This window comes from Kosmotoga sp. (genome assembly GCF_982836095.1).
The window spans coordinates 1-2,817 of sequence record NZ_CEYIHJ010000206.1 but is presented as its reverse complement, the minus strand read 5'-3'; the positions used below and the strand labels follow the sequence as shown (position 1 = coordinate 2,817).

3 protein-coding genes and 1 pseudogene are annotated in these 2,817 nt (G+C 41.4%); all 4 read right to left on the bottom strand.

The window, feature by feature from the left end; genetic code table 11:
* Window positions 1-329 precede the first annotated feature (329 nt).
* Window positions 330-542: pseudogene (locus AC3LHT_RS10170) on the bottom strand (transposase); the annotation flags it as partial.
* A 99-nt stretch (window positions 543-641) separates the two neighbouring features.
* The gene (locus AC3LHT_RS10165; RefSeq protein ID WP_290647444.1) at window positions 642-767 is read right to left on the bottom strand and encodes a hypothetical protein; all 126 of its coding nucleotides are present in this window, start codon (window positions 765-767) and stop codon (window positions 642-644) included.
* A gap of 104 nt (window positions 768-871) precedes the next feature.
* Window positions 872-1,621, bottom strand: coding sequence for a hypothetical protein (locus tag AC3LHT_RS10160; protein ID WP_290647445.1), 750 nt, complete (start codon window positions 1,619-1,621; stop codon window positions 872-874).
* Entirely contained in the window at window positions 1,614-2,543 is a 930-nt protein-coding gene (locus AC3LHT_RS10155) for an ABC transporter ATP-binding protein (RefSeq protein WP_488662807.1), read from the bottom strand. The genes AC3LHT_RS10160 and AC3LHT_RS10155 overlap by 8 nt, the downstream gene beginning before the upstream one ends.
* Between the last annotated feature and the right edge of the window lie 274 nt (window positions 2,544-2,817).

Below are 2,817 nucleotides of genomic sequence, written 5' to 3'. Positions count from 1 at the left end.
GGAATTCGTTGAGCAGCAAGTAGAATTACATTATCTGGATAAAGCTCTCTTTGCCCTGTTTAGTATGCTTGTCCATAATCTCAAAGCCTTTTTCTCATCTCTTTCTGGCTTCATTTAGCTAACTGCATAGTTTGGGCCTATATGATTTTCAAAATTCTTGCTTTCTAAAATACAGAAGGATCAGGAAGCTCAGAAAGCCTTTTTCTTGCGTTTTCAATGTTTTGAAAAATCCACCTCTAACGTATCAGAAGAGATAAAATCTCTGCTCAAACATTTCCAACTGTTGATCAGGTAATAACCCAAAAATAATCTGTGAGCGTTGGGTTGTTGAGTTTTCCGACTTTTTCCTCGAGCTGTTTTACCCTGGATTTCTTACCGTTTTCCAAGCCTTCTTTGGCACCTTCGGAAAACCTGCGGCGCCATTTGTAATACTGAGCTTGTGAAAACCCATATTCTCTGCAGATTTGAGAAACGCTCTTTTCTCGACGAAGCCCTTCCAGAATTATTGCCATCTTTTCTTCTGCCGGGGGTTTCTTTCCCATTATCTGCACCCCCTTGTCTTTATTCTGGTTCTCTACTTTTTACCTGTTCAATTCTTCAGGGGAGCAGTATACGCCTACCTTCTTTGGTATTCGAGAAGATTATCCCTCCTTTTCGAGTAGATTCATTTTTGACGCAACGTTCTCTTTTCGAGTAGATTTTTTATGAGGCAATTCGCCCTCTTCATTTTCTGTTAGAAATTCGAGTATAATATCTTTGATTTCCATAGGCCCTGTATCCCTCCTTTGTACGGTTTTTGTGTTTTTCCTATTCTAGGATACAGGGCTTTTTATGTTTTTACAGCATTTATTTTATACTGCCATTTTATAAATCAATAAATCCCCATTGTTCCTCTTTTTCTGGTAGCGTTCAGGCAAATGTTGAAAATAATAGAACCAATGGCGAAGTATAGAATCGTGTTCAAAACAAAGAATAACAGATCCGTTGTTTGCAAACTCCCAGCCGAAACCCTCCGCATGAGTTCAGCTCCGGGTGTTATAGGGACGAGCCACAGCCACGGTTCCTGTATCGACGCGAAAGCCAGTGGCATAAAGAAGAATTGCAATGCCCCGATCACTGAAGACACGTTCTTGAAGAGCAAAGCAATTCCGCCCATTATGAGCCCAAGCCCATAAACCTCAAAAAGCGATAACAGAAGTATCACTAGATGTAATGGATTGAACGCGAAGGGAATACCCATGGTAAGGGTTATCAGGAGCAATACCGATGCTATAAAAAAGAATTGTACGATTATGGTAGCTATGTTCCTTATAACCAGCGTGATCCCAAAGGGGATGTCACTCATAAAAAGTTGTTCCAGAATACCCGTTTTAGCGTAACCTGTTATGTCTCCAGCAAATCCCCCAACACCGGACATAACCACTATAACGAAGATATAACCTATCGCGAAAGCCACGCTGTTTTGCTTGAAATATCCCCCAAGGCCACCGCCTGCCAGTGAACCACCTCCATAAATCGCCACGAAAACTATGTACGTAAAGAAGATGGTAAAGATGGTGTTGAATTTGTATCTTTTAAGGCTTATCATCGCATAATCTAATTCGGCCAGCAGCTTATTCATTCATATTCCCCTCCTTGAACGAAGCAAATATGTCTTCTAGAGTTGGTGAACATGTCTTCAATCCGTTGATAGGAATCGGCTTCAAAAGTTCCATTATTTTATAAAGTTGTTCGGGTTCAGCATATTGTACATCCAAAGCGCCGCCTGACTTCTCTGCTTTGAACCCGTTATCCTGGAGTTTCTCTTTGGCTTTATCGAGATTTTCATTATCTATACTCAAGGTCAAAATATTCTTTGAAGCTTCTTTCTTCAGGTCTTCAAGGGTTTTATCAACCACTATCTTACCTCTATCTATTATCATCACTCTATCGGCGAGCTTTTCAGCTATGTTTAGCTGGTGGGTTGTCAGCAGAATGGCCTTTCCCTGTTCTTTGAGCTTCAGGATGTAATCTATCATGAAGCGTGAAGCGTCATAATCCAATCCTAAGGTAGGTTCGTCAAGAAGCAAAACTTCCGGTTGATGTGCGAGCGCAACTCCGAGTGCAACCTTCTGTTGCATTCCTCTGCTGAGCTTTTCGGATGGGACACCGATTTTTTCCGAAAGCCCAAGCATCTCAACGATCTCAACGGCCATCTTTTTCGCAACTTTCCACGGTACTCCGCGCCTGGTAGCGAAATACCTGATGTTCTCGACGGGGTCAGCCTTCCAGTTGATGTTCCTGTTCCCTTCAAGAATCGCTCCTACATGCGCAGCGACTTTATGTGGCTTTTTCACCGGATCTTGTCCGCAGACCCTGACTTCTCCTTTTGTGGGGATGATGATACCACAGAGGCATTTTATGGTTGTGGTTTTTCCCGCACCATTCGGACCCAAAAATGCCACAATCTCTCCCTTATTCACCTTAAAGGAGATTCCTTGCACAGCATTAACAGTCTTCTTTTTATAGTGGTACACCCTCCAGAGCTCTTTAACCCTAATCATCCCAGAACCTCCTAACGTGTATGTGATAAAAGAAACCGAAAAAGCGACGATAATTTCTCTAAATAACGGCTTTCGGTTTTTTTCATCTTCACATATACTTCAATATTAATATATATTTTCCTACATGATTTTCAAAATTCTTGTTTCCTAAAATACAGGAGGATCAGTAAGCTCAGAAAGCCTTTTTCTTGCGTTTTCAATGTTCTTGAAAAATCCACACCTAACGTATCAGAAGAGATAAAATCTCTGCTCAAACATTTCCAGCTGTTGATCA